18 protein-coding genes and 1 tRNA gene are annotated in these 14,936 nt (G+C 37.3%); 14 read left to right on the forward strand and 5 right to left on the reverse strand.

Translation table 11 applies throughout. The annotated features are described in order from the left end of the window. Nucleotides 1-171 precede the first annotated feature (171 nt). The 6 genes from ACOMCU_RS27305 to tsaD all read left to right on the forward strand — a co-directional run bounded on the left by ACOMCU_RS27305 (nt 172) and on the right by tsaD (nt 3,584). A tRNA-Asp gene (locus tag ACOMCU_RS27305) sits at nt 172-247 on the forward strand. 260 nt (nt 248-507) lie between these two features. Continuing rightward, a complete protein-coding gene (locus ACOMCU_RS27310; protein ID WP_421052182.1) occupies nt 508-849 on the forward strand; it encodes a hypothetical protein in 342 nt (113 codons plus the stop codon). 117 nt (nt 850-966) lie between these two features. Then, entirely contained in the window at nt 967-1,416 is a 450-nt protein-coding gene (gene tsaE / locus ACOMCU_RS27315; protein WP_080647701.1) for a tRNA (adenosine(37)-N6)-threonylcarbamoyltransferase complex ATPase subunit type 1 TsaE, read from the forward strand. After that, a complete protein-coding gene (gene tsaB / locus ACOMCU_RS27320; RefSeq protein WP_010857060.1) occupies nt 1,413-2,123 on the forward strand; it encodes a tRNA (adenosine(37)-N6)-threonylcarbamoyltransferase complex dimerization subunit type 1 TsaB in 711 nt (236 codons plus the stop codon). The genes tsaE and tsaB overlap by 4 nt, the downstream gene beginning before the upstream one ends. Next, nucleotides 2,113-2,565 carry a ribosomal protein S18-alanine N-acetyltransferase gene (gene rimI, locus ACOMCU_RS27325; protein WP_421052183.1) on the forward strand — a complete coding sequence of 151 codons (453 nt, stop codon included), beginning with the start codon at nt 2,113-2,115 and terminating at the stop codon, nt 2,563-2,565. Before tsaB ends, rimI begins: the two co-directional genes overlap by 11 nt. Further along, on the forward strand, nt 2,565-3,584 hold the full coding sequence (tsaD, locus tag ACOMCU_RS27330) for a tRNA (adenosine(37)-N6)-threonylcarbamoyltransferase complex transferase subunit TsaD (protein WP_010857062.1): 1,020 nt from the start codon (nt 2,565-2,567) through the stop codon (nt 3,582-3,584). Before rimI ends, tsaD begins: the two co-directional genes overlap by 1 nt. Before the next feature lie 478 nt (nt 3,585-4,062). Here tsaD and ACOMCU_RS27335 read toward each other — a convergent pair whose 3' ends face one another. Continuing rightward, entirely contained in the window at nt 4,063-6,006 is a 1,944-nt protein-coding gene (locus ACOMCU_RS27335; RefSeq protein WP_010857063.1) for an ATP-binding cassette domain-containing protein, read from the reverse strand. Between the two features lie 247 nt (nt 6,007-6,253). On the opposite strand from ACOMCU_RS27335, the gene ACOMCU_RS27340 reads away from it, so the two are divergent. From ACOMCU_RS27340 to tatC, 3 genes are all read left to right on the forward strand, one after another. Continuing rightward, the gene (locus ACOMCU_RS27340; protein ID WP_010857064.1) at nt 6,254-6,886 is read left to right on the forward strand and encodes a redox-sensing transcriptional repressor Rex; all 633 of its coding nucleotides are present in this window, start codon (nt 6,254-6,256) and stop codon (nt 6,884-6,886) included. A gap of 155 nt (nt 6,887-7,041) precedes the next feature. Next, nucleotides 7,042-7,227, forward strand: a complete 186-nt coding sequence (locus tag ACOMCU_RS27345; protein ID WP_010857065.1) for a twin-arginine translocase TatA/TatE family subunit — start codon at nt 7,042-7,044, stop codon at nt 7,225-7,227. Nucleotides 7,228-7,244: 17 nt separating this feature from the next. After that, nucleotides 7,245-8,063 carry a twin-arginine translocase subunit TatC gene (gene tatC, locus ACOMCU_RS27350; protein ID WP_010857066.1) on the forward strand — a complete coding sequence of 273 codons (819 nt, stop codon included), beginning with the start codon at nt 7,245-7,247 and terminating at the stop codon, nt 8,061-8,063. Nucleotides 8,064-8,273: 210 nt separating this feature from the next. On the opposite strand, the gene ACOMCU_RS27355 is transcribed toward tatC, so the two are convergent. Next, nucleotides 8,274-9,038, reverse strand: coding sequence for a CPBP family intramembrane glutamic endopeptidase (locus tag ACOMCU_RS27355; RefSeq protein ID WP_010857067.1), 765 nt, complete (start codon nt 9,036-9,038; stop codon nt 8,274-8,276). 173 nt (nt 9,039-9,211) lie between these two features. On the opposite strand from ACOMCU_RS27355, the gene groES reads away from it, so the two are divergent. After that, nucleotides 9,212-9,496 carry a co-chaperone GroES gene (gene groES / locus ACOMCU_RS27360; RefSeq protein WP_010857068.1) on the forward strand — a complete coding sequence of 95 codons (285 nt, stop codon included), beginning with the start codon at nt 9,212-9,214 and terminating at the stop codon, nt 9,494-9,496. Nucleotides 9,497-9,553: 57 nt separating this feature from the next. Continuing rightward, nucleotides 9,554-11,185: a chaperonin GroEL gene (groL, locus tag ACOMCU_RS27365; RefSeq protein ID WP_421052184.1), complete on the forward strand. Its 1,632-nt coding sequence runs from the start codon at nt 9,554-9,556 to the stop codon at nt 11,183-11,185. A gap of 94 nt (nt 11,186-11,279) precedes the next feature. Here the strand turns inward: groL and ACOMCU_RS27370 are convergent, their stop codons facing one another. From ACOMCU_RS27370 to ACOMCU_RS27380, 3 genes are all read right to left on the reverse strand, one after another. Next, entirely contained in the window at nt 11,280-12,467 is a 1,188-nt protein-coding gene (locus tag ACOMCU_RS27370; RefSeq protein ID WP_421052185.1) for a tyrosine-type recombinase/integrase, read from the reverse strand. A gap of 45 nt (nt 12,468-12,512) precedes the next feature. Then, nucleotides 12,513-13,001, reverse strand: coding sequence for an ImmA/IrrE family metallo-endopeptidase (locus ACOMCU_RS27375; RefSeq protein WP_421052186.1), 489 nt, complete (start codon nt 12,999-13,001; stop codon nt 12,513-12,515). Nucleotides 13,002-13,106: 105 nt separating this feature from the next. Next, complete coding sequence (locus ACOMCU_RS27380; protein WP_421052188.1) at nt 13,107-13,508, reverse strand: helix-turn-helix domain-containing protein; 402 nt, start codon at nt 13,506-13,508, stop codon at nt 13,107-13,109. Between the two features lie 144 nt (nt 13,509-13,652). On the opposite strand from ACOMCU_RS27380, the gene ACOMCU_RS27385 reads away from it, so the two are divergent. The 3 genes from ACOMCU_RS27385 to ACOMCU_RS27395 all read left to right on the forward strand — a co-directional run. Continuing rightward, on the forward strand, nt 13,653-13,874 hold the full coding sequence (locus ACOMCU_RS27385; RefSeq protein ID WP_421052189.1) for a helix-turn-helix domain-containing protein: 222 nt from the start codon (nt 13,653-13,655) through the stop codon (nt 13,872-13,874). Nucleotides 13,875-13,895: 21 nt separating this feature from the next. After that, nucleotides 13,896-14,597, forward strand: a complete 702-nt coding sequence (locus ACOMCU_RS27390) for an ORF6N domain-containing protein (protein WP_421052190.1) — start codon at nt 13,896-13,898, stop codon at nt 14,595-14,597. 42 nt (nt 14,598-14,639) lie between these two features. Next, the coding region (locus tag ACOMCU_RS27395; protein WP_421052191.1) for a hypothetical protein at nt 14,640-14,936 on the forward strand (297 nt) is incomplete at its 3' end.

Genomic DNA, 14,936 nt, shown 5'->3' on the forward strand with positions numbered 1-14,936 from the left:
TAGCTGATTGCTAGCTGTTTTTTTATATGTTCTTTAATAGATAGTTGGATAGCACGCATCTATAAATAATAAAGTTTTAATTGAAGAATTTTTTACTATATTTTATTAAAATATGAAAATAAACATTGTGTATTGAACATATTTATGTTATATTTATTAATGTCTTAATGAGGTCCCGTGGTGTAGCGGTTAACATGCCTGCCTGTCACGCAGGAGATCGCCGGTTCGATCCCGGTCGGGACCGCCATTTATTGATTATACAGCGCTTATGATATGAAAATATCATAAGCGCTTTTTTTATGTTGGCATAAAAAATTATCTTGAAAGAATATACAAATTGAAAAGAAGCCATGCACACGGATGTTATAGGAACTAAATTGTACATCATTACATATGAATAGTGAGACAAATAACATTTAAGCAAAAAAGTTTTTGAAGTTTCTCAAGCGACAGTGATGGGTACTGATTTAGTAGTAGAGCGAATGTGTACGTTACGGGGGTGATTGTATGCGACATTACTACTTCTGGAGATTGATACATACAGGTATATTCATAGGATTATTAGCTATTTTGGGAGGCTGTGTAGATCGCATTATTGAAATAGAAGAGTCAAATACGTATCACTGGCAAAAAAATATGAATCAAACCGAATTTGAACAGTTAAAAGAGGGCATGACATATTTAGAAGTCATTGAAATTGCAGGAGGCTCTGGGGAAAAGGTAAAAAATAATCATTACCGCTGGGATGATGAAATACTGATGACGCAAGCCTATATAATTCAATTTAAGGATGAAAAATTGATAGGTAAAGAGATTGTTATAGTTAAGGGGCATTCGACTAGAGAGTAGACACGTCTTCAAAAGGATGACGTGTTTATTTTTTTTTGAAAATTGCTGGATGCTTTGAACATTTGCGCTTGTTTCGGTAAACTAGAAGTAATGTAGCTAAGAGAGGACAAAAAAATGATGTTTGAAATAATAATGAATTCACTTGAGGATACGGAACATTTTGCATTAAGGCTGGCGAATTTACTAGAAGCACAGGATACGATTACGTTAGAGGGGGATCTTGGAGCTGGTAAGACCACATTTACTAAGGCACTTGCAAAAGGATTAGGTGTGACGAGAACAGTTAATAGTCCAACGTATACAATTATTAAACAGTATGAGGGGCGTTTACCTTTTAATCATTTAGATGTATATCGATTGGCAGAAAGTGACGAAGATCTTGGCTGGGACGAGTTATTTTACGGAGATGCCGTGTCAGTTATTGAGTGGGCCCATTTAATTGAACAGGATTTACCGCGGGAACGTTTAGGAATTGAGATTCGTCGAATTGGGGAAAATGAACGTCAATTCGTGTTAACGCCTCATGGAGAGCGATATGAGGCATTATGTGAGGAGCTAATGAAATGATTTGGTTAGGAATTGAAACAGCGAATGCGCCGCTTTCTGTAGCTGTTGTAAAGGATGGCAAAGTAGTGGCGGAAGTTGTCCAAAATATTAAATTAACACATTCAGCAGGAGCGATGCCTGCCGTTGAAAATATTCTAGCGAATGCAGGGATAAAACCCAATGAATTAGATGGCATTGCTGTATCAGAGGGACCTGGTTCATATACGGGTGTACGCATCGGTGTAACGCTTGCTAAAACATTGGCATGGACATTACGCAAACCATTAGTAGGTGTATCTAGTTTAAAGGCATTAGCTGCAAATGCTACACTCTATGATGGACTAATTTGTCCTCTATTTGATGCACGTCGTGACAACGTCTACACAGCTGTTTATAAAGGAGCTGAACTCGATGTGGTTATAGAGGATTATCATGATCATATTGAGGGACTGTTAAGCCGTTTAAAGGCGTTTGAGTTGCCAATATTATTTATTGGAGCAGATGTTGATGCTTATTGGGGTAAGATCGTAGAGGTACTTGGTGATTACGCGCTTCGTACACCATTTAGTAATGACTTACCACGTGCTAGTGAGGTCGTACGGTTGGCAAGTATGCGAGACTTGCCAACTGTAGAGGCGATACATCACTTTATACCACAATACAAACGTATTGCAGAGGCTGAGGCAAATTGGTTAAGGGAACAAAAGGAGAAGGCCCATGAGCAGTAATGTTACATATCGGAAAATGTTATCTGATGATGTACCAGCAGTATTTGCAATTGAGCTTGCAACATTTCCAGTACCTTGGACGCTTGATTCTTTTTACTATGAAATGCATGAAAATCAGTATGCCTATTATGTGTTAGCAGTGGATGAAAGCAATAATATTATAGGTTTTTGTGGTATGTGGATGGTCATAGATGCTGCGCAAATTACGAATGTGGCTGTTACAGGGGCTACTCGTGGTCAGGGAATTGGAGAAGGCTTGATGCGAGAGGCGATACGCATTGCACGTGAACACGGAATGGATATAATGAGTCTAGAGGTGCGTGAGAGTAATATTGTGGCACAAAATCTTTATCGTAAGCTAGCGTTTCAAGATGGCGGCATACGTAAAGGCTATTATACAGATAACGGGGAGGATGCCCTTGTCATGTGGGTGAATTTATAATGGATAATCGAGTTATTTTAGCAATAGAATCGAGTTGTGATGAAACAGCAGCAGCAATCATTCGTAATGGCGCAGAGATTGTTTCAAATGTTGTCGCTTCACAAATTGAAAGTCATAAACGATTTGGTGGGGTTGTTCCAGAAATTGCATCACGTCACCATGTAGAACAAATTACAGTCGTCATTGAAGAGGCATTAGCAAAAGCAAATATGAAACCAGCAGATTTAGATGCAGTTGCGGTAACAGAAGGGCCAGGTCTTGTAGGAGCGCTGTTAATCGGTATAAATGCAGCGAAGGCTTTTGCATTTGCAAACAACTTGCCTATTTTAGGCGTACATCATATTGCAGGACATATTTATGCGAATGCACTGGTACAACCAATGGAGTTTCCACTACTGGCTCTTGTAGTATCGGGGGGACATACAGAACTGGTTTATATGAAAGCGCATGGCTCGTTTGAAGTAATTGGAGAAACACGTGATGATGCAGCAGGTGAAGCTTACGATAAGGTGGCGCGGGTATTGGGTTTGCCCTATCCTGGAGGACCGCGTATTGACCAATTAGCACATGAGGGGGGAGAAGCAGTTATTTTCCCTCGTGTATGGCTGGAGGAAGATTCCTATGATTTCAGCTTTAGTGGTTTGAAGTCTGCAGTCATTAACTATAAGCACAATATGGATCAACGAGGAGAAGAAATTTCCCCAACAGCTGTTGCAAAAGGCTTTCAGGAAAGTGTAGTTGAGGTGTTAACGGCAAAAACGTTGCGTGCAGCACGTCAGTATAATGTTAAGCAAGTCATTGCCGCTGGTGGTGTAGCAGCGAATAAGGGCTTACGTACATCACTTGAAGTGACATTTGCTAACGAAGGCATCCCATTTTTTGTGCCACCATTGAATTTATGTACAGACAACGCTGCAATGATTGGAGCTGCAGCATCGCCGATGTTTGAAGCTGGTAAACGTGGTAATTTGACGATGAACGGTCGCCCAGGAATGGAATTGAAGTCTTGGGTGGATTAGTGTCTTAGTAGCGTTAGGATGACTTTCACAACAACAAGGTATCTCAGAAATAATTCTGGGATACCTTTTTTTTACTTTTTCGAAAAGAAAATAGAAATTAAAAAACGAGAAAATATGTTCATCTACTAGGAAATAATAATTGACAAATTTTTCAGAAAATTATCCACAGGCAAGGATGAAATATCGGGTAAAAAAACTGCGAACATCCGTACTTATGCACAATTTGTTGATAACTTGTGCATAACTTGTGATTATTCTATATATAGTAGGATGTTTTTCACAAAAGTATGTGGATTAAATAATTTAAAATTGTGGACAATGTGGAAAAGTCTGTTGATATGTTGATATTACTAGATTTATAGTGTGTATAAATCTGTGGGCATTTTTTGTCGAAAAATAGCACTTGACCAATATATATGAAAAGATAAGGCGAGTAAAGAAAAAAACCATGTGACAAGGCACATGGCTTTACTAAATGTTATGCAATAATATTTTCTAGTTCTTCGTTTAACTCTAGCCACTCCATTTCAATTAGCTCATGTTGCTCTTTTGCGGTAGCTAATTCACTTTGCAATTGCGTAATTTTTTCGTGGTCTGTGAAAATTTCAGGATTACAAAGGGCTTCTTCTAAACGGACGATATCTATATCTATTTCTTGCATTTTCCCCTCTAATTCCTCGATGGAGCGTCGAATTTGACGCTCGCGTTTTTTTACTTCTTTATCAATTTTAGAGGTAGATGTCTTTTCGGGAACTGCTGTATGCGCTTGAGGAAGAGCAGCTGCTTTCATTTGTGCAATTTCTAAAAGTTCCTGTTTTTTCTCAAGGTAATAATCATAGTCACCTAGATACTCGAATGAGCCATCGCCTGACAGCTCGACTACTTTCGTAGCAATTCGATTGATGAAATAGCGGTCATGAGACACAAATAATAGTGTTCCAGGATAATCGATCAGTGCATTTTCTAGGACCTCTTTACTGTCTAAATCTAAGTGGTTGGTCGGCTCATCGAGAATAAGGAAGTTGGCCTTTTGCATCATCAATTTAGCTAATGCAAGTCGTGCTTTCTCACCACCGGATAGAGAAGTAACACTTTTATCAACATCTTCGCCACTAAATAGGAAGCGACCAAGTACTGTACGGATATCCTTTTCATTCATCAATGGCCATTCATCCCACAGCTCTTTTAATACACTTTTATTGCTCGAAAGTTTCGCTTGTTCTTGATCATAGTAGCTAATCTGTACATTTGTCCCGTAGCGAATTTCTCCTGCAAGTGCTGGCAGATCCTTCACAATGGTTTTCAATAAAGTTGATTTGCCGACCCCATTTGGTCCTACTAGTGCAATACGATCCTCACGGAAAGTACGAAGTGTGATACCATGTGAAATTTGCTTGTCAGCATAACCGACAGCTAAAGCATCAATAGACAACACATCGTTTCCACTTTGGCGGTCAATCGTAAAGCCGAAGCTAGCTGATTTTTCATCGCCATCGGGAGAGTCCATCCATTCTGTGCGCTCGAGCATTTTACGACGGCTTTGGGCCATTTTTGTCGTAGAGGCACGCGCTATATTTTTTTGAATAAACTCTTCAAGCTTGGCCTTTTCGTCTTGTTGACGTTCAAACATTTTCATGTCACGCTCGTAGTTTTTCGCTTTTTCGTCTAAATAGGCACTATAGTTTCCTGGATATTTTGTAACACGGTGACGAGAAACTTCATAGACGGTGGAAACCACTTGGTCTAAGAAATAGCGGTCATGAGAAACAATCAAAATTGCGCCTTCATATCCTTTTAAATATGTTTCTAACCACGAAAGCGTTTCGATATCTAAATGGTTAGTGGGCTCATCAAGTATTAATAAGTCAGGCTTACTTAATAAGAGCTTAGCAAGTGCTAAACGTGTACGCTGTCCCCCTGATAAGGAGCTAATAGCTTTTTTATAGTCTTCAGGGTAAAACTGCATGCCATGTAGCACAGAACGAGTATCTGATTCATATTGATAGCCGCCAGCATCCTTAAAATCGTGCTGTAATTGGTCATACTCAGACATTATTTTGGCATTCATATCGGCATTTTCATAAACAGCTGGATCAGCCATTTGTTGTTCAAGGGAACGCAAAGTATTTTCTTGTGCATGAAGCGCTTCGAAAATAGTCATCATTTCATCCCAAATCGATAATGTAGAGTTTAGCCCAGCATGTTGTTCTAAATATCCAATTTGTACACCCTTCGGAATAATGATATCACCAGAGTCATAGGACATTTGACCAGCAATTATTTTTAGTAAAGTAGATTTGCCAGCGCCGTTACGCCCTACTAATGCTACGCGATCACGGTGTTGAACTTCTAGTTTTACGCCACTTAAAATTTCATCTGCAATGAAGGATTTATATAGTTGATTGACTTGTAATACAATCATTCTTGACACCTCAATTCCTTCTTAGTGTAATGGATGAGAGAATTGCTTGCAATGTCAGTGCTTTACTTATTCTAAGCTGTCATGTAAGATTGAAACGATTTCCCTTTAGTTAGTGGCGTCTACTACGCCACTAACTAAAGGGAAATCCTCCAGTGGATGTCAAAAATTTTAATCGTATAAGCATGTTTCAAAATTAGTATTCAAATCCGTAAAAGCGAATTTGAAGTGTTTATAAGGAGGAAAAAGTTTGAAACAAGAAGTGAAAATTCCACAAGCCACTACCAAAAGACTTCCTCTTTACTATCGATTTATCCAAAACTTTGCCCAAGAAGGAATGGAACGTATTTCGTCGAAGGAACTGAGTGAAGCAATGAAAATTGATTCTGCGACTATTCGCCGTGACTTTTCTTATTTCGGAGCTCTTGGCAAAAAGGGATATGGCTATGATGTGCAACATCTATTAAAGTTTTTTAGCCAAACACTCGATCAGCATGAAGCAACAAAAGTCGCGTTAATTGGTGTAGGGAATTTAGGTAATGCGTTATTAAAGTATAATTTCCAGAAAAATCATAATACACATATCGTGGTTGCATTTGATTCAAAGGCACCAAAAGAAGGGAAAATGACAAGCAATATTCCTGTTTATCATCCTGATTTATTAGAGGAGAAGTATGCGGAATACGGTGCAGAACTTGCCATTTTAACGGTATCTCCACGCTCAGCACAAAAAATGGCAGACAGATTAGCAGCAATGAACGCAAAGGGTATATTAAATTTTACACCAGAGCGTATTACAGTACCGGAGAAGATGCAACTCTTAACAATTGATTTGTCTGTAGAATTGCAAGCATTAATTTATTTAATACGTAATCAGGAATAATAGAGATTACATAGTTGATTGATATTTTTGTCAAATCACAGTGCTAGATGTATAACGTAGAGAAGATATCTAGACGAAAAACTTTCACATATTATTAATTAGCAAATTGACGAAATATGCGTTAAAATGATGGATATAAAGAGGAGGTGGCTGTAATGGGTGGTATTGGTCCTATGAGCCTCATTATTATCGGTATTGTCGCGTTACTAATTTTTGGTCCTAAGAAGTTGCCAGAACTCGGTAAAGCATTTGGTTCAACACTGCGTGAATTCAAAAATGCTACTAAAGGTTTAGCCGACGAAGATGATGATGATAAGAAAAAGAAAGAATTAGATAAGTAAGTTAGGATGTTTGAGGAATGAATCCAAAAGATCTAACTGTTATTGAACATATAGAAGAATTAAGAAAACGGCTTTTCATTGTTGCCGTTTTCTTTGTTCTCGCTATGGCAGGGAGCTTCTTTATTGCGAAGCCACTCATTAAGTACATCCAGTATACTGGTGAGTCCAATAATATAGTGCTCCATGCTTTCAATGTAACGGCACCACTTGCAATTTATTTCCAAGTAATATTTTTAATCTCGTTTATTTTCACGTCACCTCTTTTGATGTATCAATTATGGGCTTTTATCAGCCCGGGGCTACGTGAAGTGGAACGAAAAGCGACACTGAGTTATATTCCGTATTCGTTTATATTATTCATTGCTGGTTTATCGTTTTCTTATTTTTTACTATTTCCATATGTCATGAAGTTCATGATGAATTTATCAAACGAATTAGAAATTCAGCAAACAATCGGGATTAATGAATATTTTTCATTTTTATTTAAACTCACAATCCCGTTTGGTTTTTTATTTCAATTACCTATCGTGATTTTATTCTTTTCTCGTATCGGAATGTTGAGCCCTGAATTACTAATACGTGTTCGAAAATATTCATACTTTGGTTTATTTGTCTGTGCTGCATTAATAGCACCACCTGAATTAGGATCACATTTAATGGTATCCGTACCGTTATTTTTACTTTATGAATTTAGTATTTTGATTTCACGTGTGGGCTATAAGAAATACTTAAAGTCGGAAGAAATTCGTTTGAAGGAAGAACAAGAAGCTGAGCAAAAGCGTCAGGTTGAAGAAGCTCTTGAGCAACAGCGCCGTCAAATTGAAGAATTAAAATAATAGTTTACTAAATGAAGCTCGGTGCGTAATAGATGCACCGGGCTTTTTGGTATTTTAGAGGGCACAAAGGGTCTATAGCTACATCCTAGTAATGTTCTGTTAGTAGCAATTATGCTCAGGTATAATCAACTAGAACCCGGGCTATGTAAAATAACGTTTGACTATAGAAAAACCGCTCAGCTAATACAGTACCAGAGCGGTTAGAGACTTTTATTGCATTTTTTCTAGTTCTTCAAGAAACTTTTGCAGTGGTTCTGCATAGAATTGTACAAGTGTCACAAAACCATTTAGCATTATATGTGCGATAATTGATGTCCATATCCGTTTTGTTTTGTGATATAAAAATGCAAAGATTAGACCACAAATTGTATAAAGCAAGATATGTGAAAAATCGAAGTGAATCAGCGCAAAAAAGATGGCACTAACGATGGCGGCTACCCAAAAGTTTGTTGTTTGGACAAGCGAACCAAAAATAACACGACGGAAGACGAATTCTTCCAAAATAGGTCCAAATACTACAATGGCCAAAATGGCAATGGGCGCACCTTTCGCAAGAGCTACAATGTCAGCTGTGTTTTGTGAGCCGCCTTCAATACCAAAGATGGCCATTTCAATAGCTGCACCGATCATTTGTCCGAAAAATACTAAGAAGAAACCAATGATGCCCCACATAATTGTTAGTGGTACTGTTTCCTTTTTACCTTGATAGACATCCCAAAAAGTTTTATCACGAGATGTTAAGATTAAACTTAGAAGCAGTGCAATCGCAAAGCTAAGTGCGATATACCAACCTTGTGTTATGGGGGCAGCTTGTTCAGCAGGTAAACCTGTCGTACTCATCACAACTTTGTGGAACGGCATAATGAGCCATCTACCTGATAATTGCATGATAATGTAAATCATTAAAACATAGAGAGCAGTTTTTTTATGTTTAATACCTACTAGAGAATTATTCACAGACAAAATCCTTTCCATTCATATAGCTTCCTTTCTATTGTAGAGGAATATGGAAAGAAAACAAAATTTTTCGTAGTTCTGGCTTGCAAAAAAAGAAGTGATTGATTATCATAATAAATGTGTTAGCACTCATTGGTGTAGAGTGCTAATAAACTCTCAACAAATATTTCATTAATAGGAGGTTGTTTCACTTGTTAAGACCACTAGGAGATCGTATTGTAATCGAACTAATCGAGGTAGAAGAAAAATCTGCATTTGGAATTGTACTACCGGATTCTGCGAAAGAAAAGCCGCAAGAAGGTAAAGTAGTAGCAGTTGGGACAGGTCGTTTTTTAGAAAACGGACAACGTGTAGAGCTTGACGTTAAAGTTGACGACCACATTATATTCTCTAAATACTCAGGTACAGAAGTTAAATATGAAGGCAATGAATATTTGATTTTACGCGAAAGCGATGTTCTTGCAATTATTCAATAAAACATAACTATATTAATTAAGCTTAACGAATATTCCATTTCAGGAGGGTAAATTCAAATGGCAAAAGATATTAAATTCTCAGAAGAAGCTCGTTCATTAATGCTTCAAGGTGTAGATAAACTAGCTAACGCAGTGAAAGTGACATTAGGTCCTAAAGGTCGTAACGTCGTTTTAGAAAAAAAATTCGGTTCACCACTTATTACAAATGATGGTGTAACTATCGCAAAAGAAATAGAGCTTGAAAATGCATATGAAAACATGGGTGCAAAATTAGTAGCAGAGGTTGCTTCTAAAACAAATGAAATCGCAGGGGACGGTACAACAACTGCAACTGTTCTTGCACAAGCGATCATTCGTGAAGGTCTGAAAAACGTAACAGCTGGTGCAAACCCAGTAGGTATCCGTAAAGGAATCGACAAAGCGGTAGCAGCTGCTCTAACTGAATTACATGCAATTTCTCGTCCAGTAAGTAACAAAGAAGAAATCGCACAAGTTGCGGCTATTTCTGCTGCTGACGAAGAAGTTGGTGAATTAATCGCAGAAGCTATGGAGCGCGTTGGTAACGATGGTGTTATCACAATCGAAGAGTCAAAAGGCTTCACAACTGAACTTGATGTTGTAGAAGGTATGCAATTCGACCGTGGCTATGCATCTCACTATATGGTAACAGATACAGATAAAATGGAAGCGGTACTTGATAACCCATACATTTTAATTACAGATAAAAAAATCACAAATATCCAAGAAGTTTTACCATTATTAGAACAAGTAGTACAACAAGGTCGTCCATTATTAATCATCGCTGAAGATGTTGAAGGTGAAGCTCTTGCCACACTTGTTGTAAACAAACTTCGTGGTACATTCAACGCTGTAGCGGTTAAAGCGCCTGGATTCGGTGATCGTCGTAAAGCGATGCTTGAGGACATTGCTATTTTGACAGGTGGTCAAGTAATTACTGAAGAATTAGGATTAGATCTAAAATCTGCGGATATTACTTCACTTGGTCGCGCAGCGAAAGTTGTTGTCACAAAAGACAATACAACAATCGTAGAAGGCGTTGGCGGTGCAGATGCAGTGGAAGGGCGTATTGGCCAAATCCGTGCACAACTTGCTGACACAACTTCCGAATTTGATAAAGAAAAATTACAAGAACGCCTTGCAAAACTTGCTGGCGGTGTAGCAGTCATCAAAGTTGGTGCTGCAACTGAAACAGAACTAAAAGAACGTAAACTCCGCATTGAAGATGCCCTAAACTCAACTCGTGCAGCAGTTGAAGAAGGTATTGTTTCAGGTGGTGGTACGGCACTTCTTAACGTATACGCAGCAGTTGAAAAAGCAGCGGACGTAGTTGATGGAGACGTAGCAACAGGTGTAAGAATCGTCCTTCGCGCATTAGAAGAGCCAGTTCGTCAAATCGCAAACAACGCAGGTCTTGAAGGATCAATCATCGTGGATCGCCTAAAACGCGAAGAAATCGGTGTAGGCTTCAATGCTGCGACAGGCGAATGGGTAAACATGGTGGAAGCGGGCGTAGTAGACCCAGCGAAAGTAACTCGTTCAGCTCTACAAAATGCAGCATCAGTGGCAGCTCTATTCTTAACAACAGAAGCGGTTGTAGCAGATATTCCAGAACCAGCAGGCGCAGGTATGGGTATGCCTGACATGAGCGGTATGGGCGGCATGATGTAATAAAACGCTGAAACCCCAGTAATATAGGGTTTCTAAGCGGTTTTACAACGGTAATGATGCCGAAATGATGCCGAAAAGTTAAAATGACTAAATTTTAGAGGCTTCGCATTAGTTCACCGAACTTTTGTGATGCCTCTTTTTTACGATCTTTCGTGACATGTAAATAAACTTTTAATGTAGTCTCATCCGACTCATGACCTAAACGTTCCATTATTAATTCCAACGGAACATTTGCCTCAGCTAAAAGGGATGTATGTGTATGACGAAATGAGTGTGGTGTTAAATGTTTCTTTATAGTCGTATTTTTTAATATGGCCTGCATACGATTATTTACTAACTTCAAATAGTATGGATAACCGAAATTAGGCGGTTCTAATTTCGTTACAACAAAGTCTAAATTTTTGTATTTGTCTCCTAATGATAACCGTATTTGTTTTTGTAGTATTTGGTGGCTCTTTATTAGTCCGTTCAACTCAGGCTCTATATCAATAACTCTTATGGAGCCATTAGTTTTAGGTGATGTTAACTCATACAATTTAGTATTATTCTTTGGGTTATATAATGTCTTGGTTATTGATATTGTGTGATTATCTAAATCAATATCACTCCATTTTAGGGCTAACAATTCACCTAATCGCATCCCAGACCATGCTAACATATTGAAAATAAAGTGATCTCCTTGCTTGCCGTATGTAAGCGCAGCATCTAAAAATTCTTTTAGTTCATGCTTTTCAAAATAAACATCTTGTATAACTTCGTTTTCAATTTCTTCAACTGTTTTAATACGCTTTGGTAATTTAGCGAATTCCGTTGGGTCAACAAATATTATCCCTAGCTCACGCGCATATTTAAAAATCATCCTTGAAGTGCCATGCACGCCGGAAAGGGTATTTGCAGATAACAATTCATTCATTTCATTTAGAAATCGCTGATACATAACTTGAGTGATGTCTTTAACTCTTTTGTTAGCAAAGTAAGGTAGTATCTTTCCTAATTCATGAGTTCTCACTCTCAAAGTGCTTTTTTTAACTCCTATATGTTGGTAGTGCTCAAACCATGTTTCGGATAATTCTTGGAAAGTGATTTTATTTTTTAAATCCAAATTCCATTTCTCCATCTCGTATTCCATATCTCTTGCAGCTTTAATAGCCTCTTTTTCTTTTAAAAAACCCCGTTTAACTATACGTTCTCGCTTCCCTGTTGTTGGATTAGTCCCATTTTCTATTACATACATCCAACGTTCTTTACCGTTTTTCAATTCATATTTTTGTATTGATGCCATATAATCTCCTCCAAACAGAAATTAAAAATATATAACTTGAAATTGTTACCCATATATTCGTATATACTGATTTGATAATAGAAAATGGTTATTTAAATACTGATCTAATCGCTTTTCGGCAAAAGAATATTCTACATTAAAAGTTTTCTGAATTAGGAAAATAGCTTTTTCCTTACTCGAAGGTAAAACCATTTTATTTAGCATAAATGTAGGAATACAGGCGTGTAGTGCGAAACTATTTGCTTTCCACTCTTGATATTCTCTAAACAAAGAGGATGATTTCACTTGATTTCCAGAATGTACAGTTCCGTGGCATAATTCATGACAGAATTCTTGCCATTGTTCCTCGATAGATAATGTTGAGTTTAAACAAATAATATTGTCATAACTCACTGAATCATAAGGTACATAAATTAATGTAAAGCCAAGCTTTGATGCAATTATTCGTGGATCTAAATGGTTGGGTTTGGTTACTCCAATTCTAGTGTACAGTTCTCGAATGTAATCTTCTAAATGAGTATAAACAAAAGTCATAACATCCCTCTTTTACAAACAAGTGTTCTGTAAATATTAACAAAAAAATTCACCAATGAAAAGGCGAATTTTTTTATGTTTTGCAACTCGACATGGAATTATAATTTACTTCTTGTTTTCTTGTTGCTTTTTCCATACTTCGTAATACACTTCGAATTGTTCTAGTGCATCAAGCATGTTTTCTGGTTGGTTTTTAAAAAATAATTTCTCTCTAGTTAAAAAGAAATCAATAACTTCCTTTTGGTATGCATCAAGATTGTTGTAATCATCATCTGATATACCAGCTTGTGTATGTAAAGCCTCTTTGTTAGTAGTCCTGCCTAAAAGGTAATCCACAGATACATTATAAAAGTCAGCTAATTTACTTAAAGTATCAAAGTCAGGTTGAGTAGATGATGTTTCATAACGAGCATATGTTGATCTATTTATCGTAAGGCGTTCAGTTAGTTCTTTTTGAGATAAACCTTTTTCAGTACGTAGTTTTTTTAATACCTCGCCATATTTCATACAGTACGCTCCTTTCTATTGTATATATTATAAGTGAATTTTTTGCACAATAAATATTTTGTGAAAAAACTACACAAAAAGTATTGACTGTGCAAAAAATGCACGATATACTATGTGTAAGAAATGCACAAAGGAGGTGCTAATATGTTTCCTGAAATTTTAAAGAAACAACGAAAGGTACTTGATTTATCTCATGAACAAGTAGCTGCGCTGGTAGGTATAGAACGGTCATATTACACTAAGATTGAAAACGGACTACGCCCAAGTGTAAAAGTTGCACAATCAATAGGGAAAGCTTTAGGTATTGACTGGACGATTTTTTTTAATGAAATTTGTGCAAAAAATGCACAATCAAAAAGTGCCTAAGTGCTCATAAGGAGGATTAATATGAATAAATTACAAATCATCGTACATGACAACCGTCGTGTTTTAACAACATCTCAATTAGCTGTGAGTTATGGAACGGATAACAAAGTAATCAGTAAAAACTATACACGTAACGCAGAACGTTATACAGAAGGTAAACATTTCGTTTGTTTGTGTGGCGAAGAGTTAAAAGCATTTAGAGCGAGTCGTCAATTTGACGAATTGCCATCCAATATTAACAAACTCTACCTTTGGACTGAAAAGGGCGCTTGGCTTCATGCAAAATCTCTTAACACTGATGAAGCCTGGGATGCTTACGAACTGCTTGTGGACGAGTATTACAACATAAAAGAAAACGTTGTTCCTTTATCCAAAGACCAAGCGCTTGTAACTGTTTTGCGTACTACAGCAGATTTAGTAGAAGACACTCAAGCAATTAAAACCGAACAACACGAAATACGGAAAGAACTTTCGTTAATTAACGAGAAAGTCGAAGAACAAATCACCTTAACTTCTGGTGAACAACGTGCAGTACAAAAAGAAGTGGCAAAAAAAGTTTATGAGATTGAAAACGACATTTCAATTCGCCCCAAGTTATTTAGCGAATTACATCGTGAAATTAAAGATCGATTTGCTGTAGCTAGTTATAAAGATGTCCGCAGACAAGAATTGCGAACAGTTTTAAATTACATTCGTTCTTGGGTTCCAAGAAAAGTATCTTAATAGTTGCAGGACAATGCAACTTATTAGTAAGGAGGACAAAATATGTTTCATCCAGATTATGAATCTGAATTTCTTGATAAAGTGCGAATGGTCGTCCGTGAAGAAAACGAACAGTTTTGGAAAGTGCATTCTGTTCAAAAATATCCTGAGATCTTAACAAATGAACATCTATGTGAAATTTTTCAATGTAAGACAGCGAAAATTTATGAATTAGTGAAAATTGGTACATTCCCAATTTTTCCGTACATTCAAGCACACTATCCACGAGACCAAGTTTTTAAATGGATAGATGAAAATTCAACAGTAGCTCAGGCTATTAACCCAAAACTAAGAGTAATT

The sequence above is a fragment of the Lysinibacillus sp. UGB7 genome (assembly GCF_049058285.1).
Lineage (GTDB): Bacteria > Bacillota > Bacilli > Bacillales_A > Planococcaceae > Lysinibacillus > Lysinibacillus sphaericus_B.